At 71.0% G+C, this 6057-nt stretch carries 7 protein-coding genes and 1 pseudogene; 5 read left to right on the top strand and 3 right to left on the bottom strand.

The window, feature by feature from the left end; translation table 11 throughout:
• The first annotated feature begins 322 nt into the window (after positions 1 to 322).
• The 4 genes from IO20_RS40470 to IO20_RS0131030 all read left to right on the top strand — a co-directional run bounded on the left by IO20_RS40470 (position 323) and on the right by IO20_RS0131030 (position 3753).
• Complete coding sequence (locus IO20_RS40470) at positions 323 to 892, top strand: hypothetical protein (protein ID WP_157850829.1); 570 nt, start codon at positions 323 to 325, stop codon at positions 890 to 892.
• A gap of 96 nt (positions 893 to 988) precedes the next feature.
• A complete protein-coding gene (locus IO20_RS0131040; RefSeq protein WP_030554154.1) occupies positions 989 to 2140 on the top strand; it encodes a pyridoxal-phosphate dependent enzyme in 1152 nt (383 codons plus the stop codon).
• A complete protein-coding gene (locus IO20_RS0131035) occupies positions 2137 to 2772 on the top strand; it encodes a helix-turn-helix transcriptional regulator (protein WP_030554152.1) in 636 nt (211 codons plus the stop codon). Before IO20_RS0131040 ends, IO20_RS0131035 begins: the two co-directional genes overlap by 4 nt.
• 6 nt (positions 2773 to 2778) lie before the next feature.
• The gene (locus tag IO20_RS0131030; RefSeq protein ID WP_078946155.1) at positions 2779 to 3753 is read left to right on the top strand and encodes an endonuclease/exonuclease/phosphatase family protein; all 975 of its coding nucleotides are present in this window, start codon (positions 2779 to 2781) and stop codon (positions 3751 to 3753) included.
• Here the strand turns inward: IO20_RS0131030 and IO20_RS40010 are convergent.
• From IO20_RS40010 to IO20_RS0131020, 3 genes and pseudogenes are all read right to left on the bottom strand, one after another.
• Positions 3740 to 4075: pseudogene (locus IO20_RS40010) on the bottom strand (response regulator transcription factor); the annotation flags it as partial. The gene IO20_RS0131030 and the pseudogene IO20_RS40010 overlap by 14 nt on opposite strands.
• The gene (locus tag IO20_RS40880) at positions 4000 to 4296 is read right to left on the bottom strand and encodes a hypothetical protein (RefSeq protein WP_169749543.1); all 297 of its coding nucleotides are present in this window, start codon (positions 4294 to 4296) and stop codon (positions 4000 to 4002) included. The gene IO20_RS40880 and the pseudogene IO20_RS40010, both read right to left, overlap by 76 nt.
• A gap of 148 nt (positions 4297 to 4444) precedes the next feature.
• Positions 4445 to 5050, bottom strand: a complete 606-nt coding sequence (locus tag IO20_RS0131020) for a TetR/AcrR family transcriptional regulator (protein ID WP_030554146.1) — start codon at positions 5048 to 5050, stop codon at positions 4445 to 4447.
• Positions 5051 to 5152: 102 nt separating this feature from the next.
• Here IO20_RS0131020 and IO20_RS0131015 point away from each other — a divergent pair, with 102 nt between their 5' ends.
• Positions 5153 to 6034 (top strand): NAD(P)-dependent oxidoreductase, encoded by an 882-nt coding sequence (locus tag IO20_RS0131015; RefSeq protein ID WP_030554141.1) that lies wholly within the window; start codon positions 5153 to 5155, stop codon positions 6032 to 6034.
• The last annotated feature ends 23 nt before the right edge of the window (positions 6035 to 6057 follow it).

The following is a 6057-nucleotide window of genomic DNA, read 5'->3' as shown; positions in this document are numbered from 1 at the left end:
CAGGTGGGGAGCGGGGCCGGGGGGGCGGTCGGCGGCGGGCGCGAGTCCTGCGGGCCGGGCGGGGCGGCGGGGGCAGGGGCGTGGGGGACGGCCACGCATCCGCTGGTGAGGAGCGCGGCGAGGATGAGGAGCGTCGTACGGCGGGGGTGCATGGGATCACGCTGCCGGAGGCGTCGTTGGGACGGCGGGCGGCGCGGACCGGGTCCCCCCTGACGAGTGCAGGGCTCCGGGCGGTGGACGTGACCCGTCACGGGATGGGGAACCGTTCCCCCGGATCCTGCGTGAAGCCTTGATGGTGAAGTCGGCTGGTGGAGGGGATCTGATGAGAACGCAGGCGATGGTGCGCGCGGTGGTATCGGCCTGCGTCGTGCTGGCGGCGGGCGCGTGCGGTCCGGAGAAGTCGGAGGAGGACGCGGCCACGAAGCCTTCGCGGCAGCCGTCCGCGTCCGCGGCGGCGAAAGAGCCGTCGGCCGTGCCGTCCCCGTCCGCCGGCACCGGGAAGCCGTCGGTCTCCGCTACCGGCAAGCAGCCCGCGCCCATGACGAAGGAGCGCGCGATCCAGCGGTACGAGCAGTACCTCCACGGCCTCGGGCACGAGGACATCGGCACGGTCTGCGAAGTGGCCGGGCCGGGCGCGAAGAAGGCACAGGATCAGGGATTCGGCCCGTGCACGTCGACGTACGTCATCGTGTTCCAGATGATCTCGCCCGAGCAGAAGAAGGCCCTGCAGACCGCGACGGTCGATCCGCAGCGCGTCGTCGTCCGCACCCCCGAAAAGATCGAGATGCCGCTCGAAGCGGTCAGGTCCTCCGCCACCTTCACCGAGAGCGACCTCGGCAGCTACACCCTGGAGTACCTGAAGAACGACTACTACATCACCGACGGACAGTGACCCGCCGTCAGCTTCTGGACTTTCTGTTTATATTTGGATGCGGCGTCTAGGGTGGGAGGGACGACAGCACCTCGCGAGTAGAAGCCGGAAGCGACCATGACAGCCGAACAGCACCTCGACGCCGTCGGTCTGTACGACCGGTCCGGGCAGCGGTACTCCCTGGACGATCCCCGTTGGCGGGGTGAGGACGGCAGTCCGCTTGCCGTCAGTGCGCTGCCGGGGCTGCGGCCCGGGCAGGTCGACACAGCCGAGCGGTCCCTGTGGCGCTACCACGCCGTCCTGCCCGTCCCGTTCGCCCGGCGGGTGAGCCTGGGCGAGGGGTGTACGCCGATGGTCCCCTTGGAGTGGGGCGGGCGGCGCGTTCACTTCAAGTTGGAGTGGTTCAACCCGACCTCCAGCTTCAAGGACCGGGGCGTGTCGGTGATGGTGTCCCACCTCGTGGCGCACGGCGTCGACCGCGTACTGGAGGACAGTTCCGGCAACGGCGGTGCCGCGGTGGCCGCCTACGCCGCCGCCGGTATCCGCGCCAAGATCATCGTTCCCGCCGCCACCTCGGCCGCCAAGATCCTCCAGGCCCGCGCCTACGGAGCCGAGATCGAGCTCGTGGGCGGCACCCGCGACGAGGTCTCGGACGAGGCGATCCGGCAGTCGGAGCGAATCCCCTACGCCAGCCACAACTGGCACCCCATGTTCATCCAGGGCACCAAGACCGTCGCCTACGAGATGTGGGAGTCCCTCGGCTTCACCGCGCCCGACAACGTCGTGCTCGTGGCCGGGGCCGGCAGCAACGTCATCGGGTGCGACCTCGCCTTCGGCGAGCTCCTCGCCGCCGGCCAGATCGACCGGCGCCCGCGCCTGTTCGTCGGGCAGCCCGAGCACTGGGCGACCATCGCCGACACGTTCAACGGCATCGACCCGGCCGGCCGCGGCGAGCGGGTGCCGACCATCGCCGAGGGCGCGTCCATCGCCCATCCGGTCCGGCTGCCCGAGGCCGTGGAGGCCATCCGCCGCTCCGGCGGCGGCGCCTGCGCCGTCTCCGAGGCGCGGATCCACGCCGCGGTCCGCGCGCTGAGCGCCCGGGGCCTGTACGTCGAGCCGACCAGCGGCGTCGCCGCGGCGGCCCTCGATCACTTCATCGCGACCGGGCAGATCGCTCCGGACGAGACGACCGTGGTCGTGCTCACCGGTGCGGGGCTCAAGTCCGCCGAGAAGATGGCCGCGGTCTTCGCCCACGAAGGCTCCCGATGACCGGGCGGCCGGACGACGAGCACCTGCTGCAGGAGGCCGAGCGCATCGCCGTCGCCGTGGGGCGCATGTTCCCCGGCCTGTGCGAGGTCGTCCTGCACGATCTGCGCCGTCCTGACCACGCCATCCGCGTCATCGAGAACAACCTGTCCGGACGCCGGGTCGGCGACTCCGCCACCGAACTGGGCCTGCGCCGCATCGCCGACCCCGAGTACCCCGGCGTCATCCAGAACTACGGCAACCGGTTCCCCGACGGACGCCCGGCCAAAAGCACCTCGATCGGCATCAAGAACGCCGAGGGACGTTATGTCGCGGCCCTGTGCCTGAACCTCGACGTCAGTACGCTGTCGCCGCTGGCCCTCACCCTGGCCAACCTCGTCGCCACGGACGTCGTACACCAGGGCGAGACCGCCCTGGAGACGCTGCGCGACCGCACCGGGCGCGAACTCCGCTCGGCCATCGACTCCTTCGCGGCCGAGCGCTCCAGCACCCCGCGCGGTCTCCCCCGTGACCAGAAGCGCGAGCTGGTGCGGCAGCTGCATCGCGAGGGCTTCTTCGAGACCCGGAGCTCCGCACAGCTCATCGCCGACCAGCTCGGTGTCTCCCGGGCGACCGTCTACAACTACTCGAAGTAAGACCGAATGGACGAGCGGAGGACATGGCGGGTGGAGGCGACGGTGCCCTGGTGGGGGCGGTCGGTCTGGGCTCGGGGGCGGGCGTGCGCCGCGTTCGCCGTGTTGATCGCCGGTCTTCTGGCGTTCCCCCGGGTCGTGCCCAACTCGGTGGGACGGGTGGGCAGTCTGCTGGAGACCTTTCTGCCGTGGCTCTGGCTCGTCGTCGTGGCACTGTTCGGGCTCGCGCTGTCGCGCCGTTCGGCCCTCGCGCTGGTCGCTCTGCTGCTGCCGGTCGCCGTCTGGACGTATCTCTTCGGTGGGCTGCTCCTGCCCGGCGAGGAGCGTTCGGACCTGGTCGTCGTGCAGCACAACGTCAGTGACGTGAATCCCGATCCCGCCGGTACGGCGCTCGCCCTGGCCGGCGGCAGGCCCGATCTCATCGCGCTGCAGGAGCTGGTGCACCCCGCGCTCGCCGTCTACGAGAAGACGCTCGCCCCCGCCTACCCGTACCACGCCGTCCACGGCACCGTCGGGCTCTGGTCGAAGCATCCGCTGACCGGTGACCGGCCGCTGGACGTCAAGCCCCAGGGGATCGCCGGGCCCTGGAGCCGGGGGCTGCGGGCCGTCGTCCGCACGCCTCGGGGCGAGGTCGCGGTGTACGTCGCGCATCTGCCCTCCGTACGCGTCCGGGCCAGTGGCCTCGCTTCCTCCTGGCGCGACGAGAGCGCCGGTCTCCTTGGCGCGGCCGTCGCGGCCGAAAAGGTGGAGCGGGTGATTCTGCTCGGCGATCTCAACGGCACGGTCGACGACCGGGGGCTCGCCCCGCTGACCTCACGGCTGGACGTGGCGGAGCGGGGCTTCGCCTTCAGCTTCCCCGCCGCCTTCCCGGTGGCCCGGATCGACCAGGTCATGGGCCGCTCGGCCACCGTCGGCCGCCTTCGGACGCTGCCCGCCACCGGCAGCGACCATCTGCCGGTCGTCGGTCGGGTCACACTGCGGTAGTTCCGGGGGTCACCAGGCCTGATTCGTACGCGATGATGACCAGCTGGGCCCGGTCCCTGGCGGACGGTTTTCCCATGATGCGGCTGACGTGGGTCTTCGCCGTGAGGGGGGAGAGATTGCGGGATTCCGCGATCTCCGTGTTGTTCAGGCCCCCCGCCGCCCGTGCCAGGACCTGGCGTTCGCGATCCGGGAGGCCCTCCGGGCCGCCCGTCTTCGGGGTGTCCGGCACGGCCAGCGCGCGGGCCATCAGCCGGGACGTCGGGCCCGGCGACAGCAGGGCCTCGCCCGCCGCGACCGTGCGGATCGCGGCGAGGAGCTCCGCTCGGCAGGGGCGGGGGACGCGGCGCAGTTCCTCCCGGTAGCGGGAGGCGAGGAGCAGTGCGTCGTGGAGTCGCCGCCGGGCATCCGCTCCATGATGTGCGCGACCCGGGTCGAGTCGGCGCTCGCGGGCAGGTAGTCGACGGCGCGGTCGCGCCGTACGTCGGCGAGCTTTCCGGCCAGGGGTGCGGCGAGGGCCATGACGATCACCCACAGGGCCAGCACCCCCAGCCGATGGTCCTCTTGCGGCCCTCATCGGGCCTCCCTTCATCGGTCCTCTTCGGGTCGCTCCCAGATTCCCGCTGTTCGGAGGGCGATTCCTCGGGCTGAGGACCGAGGTGGGGGTACTTCGCGGGGTGGTGCGGGGCGGTGATTACATCGGGGGGAGTACGGGCGCGTACGCCTCGTACTCGTCGTATGAGCGGATGAGGCGGGCGAGCTGTCGGCCCGCCACCTGGAGTGGTTCCTCGCTGCGGTTGACCTGGGCGGTGACTTCGGCGCCTTCCAGGGCGGAGATGACGGTGCTCGCCAGTTCCCGGGCGCTCTGGGCGGGGAAGCCGCAGCGCAACAGCTTGTCGCGGACCAGTTGTTCCCAGCCGCGCAGGGCGTCGGCGCACGCCTGCTGGATCTCCGATTCGGTGCCGAGGGTCTCCAGGGCGGCTGCCGTGACCGGGCAGCCGTCGGTCCATCCCGACTCGCGCAGTTCTTCGGCGAGTTGACGGGCGCAAGCCGACACTGCCCCGGCCGGGTCGTCGTCACTGTCCAACGCTTCGCGCAGGAGCGTCGCGAACTCCTCGGTGCTGTACTTGATGGCGGCGACGGCGACGGCCTCCTTGCCACCCGGGAAGAAGTGGTAGACGGAGCCGAGGGTGGCCTGCGCCTCCTGGGCGATCTGTTTGATTCCCGTGCCGACGTAGCCCTGCCGCTGCAGGAGGCGTGCTGCGGCGATGACGATCCGGTCCCGTGTGCTGGTCTGCATGGGGCCACCGTACCTCTGAGTAGAGCGCTCGCTTTAGAGCCGTGGTACGTTTTCGCCGAGCTCTAAATAGAGCGCTCGTTTTAGTGAGGGGTGGATCTCGTCATGAGCAGCACCAAGCAGTCGGTCACCGTCATCGGCCTCGGCCCCATGGGACAGGCCATGGCCGGCGCCTTCCTCGACCGCGGGTACGACGTCACCGTCTGGAACCGCACCGCGTCGCGCGCGGACGCCCTGGTCACACGCGGGGCGGTGCTCGCCCCGAACGTGAAGGAGGCACTCGCCGCCCACGAGCTGGTGATCCTCAGCCTCACCGACTACGACGCCATGTACGCCGTACTCGAGCCCGCCGAGGCCGCACTGACCGGCCGGACCCTGGTCAACCTCAGCTCCGACACGCCCGAGAAGGCCCGGGACGCGGCCCGCTGGGCCGCCGAGCAGGGCGCCGTCCAGCTGACCGGCGGCGTCACCGTGCCGCCCTCCGGCATCGGGCAGGCCGAATCGTCGACCTTCTACAGCGGCCCGCGTGACGTCTTCGACCGGCACCGGCCCGCGCTCGAGGTCATCACGGGGCGGACCGACCACCGGGGAGAGGACCCCGGGCTCGCCGCGCTCATGTACCAGATCGGCATGGTCATGTTCTGGACCTCCATGCTGAGCTACTGGCAGGCCATCGCCCTCGCCGACGCCAACGGCCTGACGGCGGCGGACATCCTGCCGCACGCCGTGGAGACCGCGAACTCGCTGCCGGGATTCTTCTCCTTCTACGCCGAACGCATCGACGCCGGCCGGCACATCGGCGACGTGGACCGCCTCGCCATGGGAATGGCCAGCATCGAGCACGTCCTGCACACCAACGCCGACGCGGGAGTCGACACCACGCTGCCTGCCGCGGTCGTCGAGCTCGCCCGGCGCGGCATGGACGCCGGCCACGCCGCGGACAGCTTCTCGTCCCTGGTGGAGCTGATGAAGAAGGCCGGGGCATGACCCTGCCGGACCTGATCGGCGGA

This window comes from Streptomyces exfoliatus, from assembly GCF_000725545.1.
In the GTDB taxonomy this organism is placed as follows: domain Bacteria; phylum Actinomycetota; class Actinomycetes; order Streptomycetales; family Streptomycetaceae; genus Streptomyces; species Streptomyces exfoliatus.
Note: the sequence above shows the minus strand (reverse complement) of the source record. Positions and strands in the feature narration are given on the sequence as shown.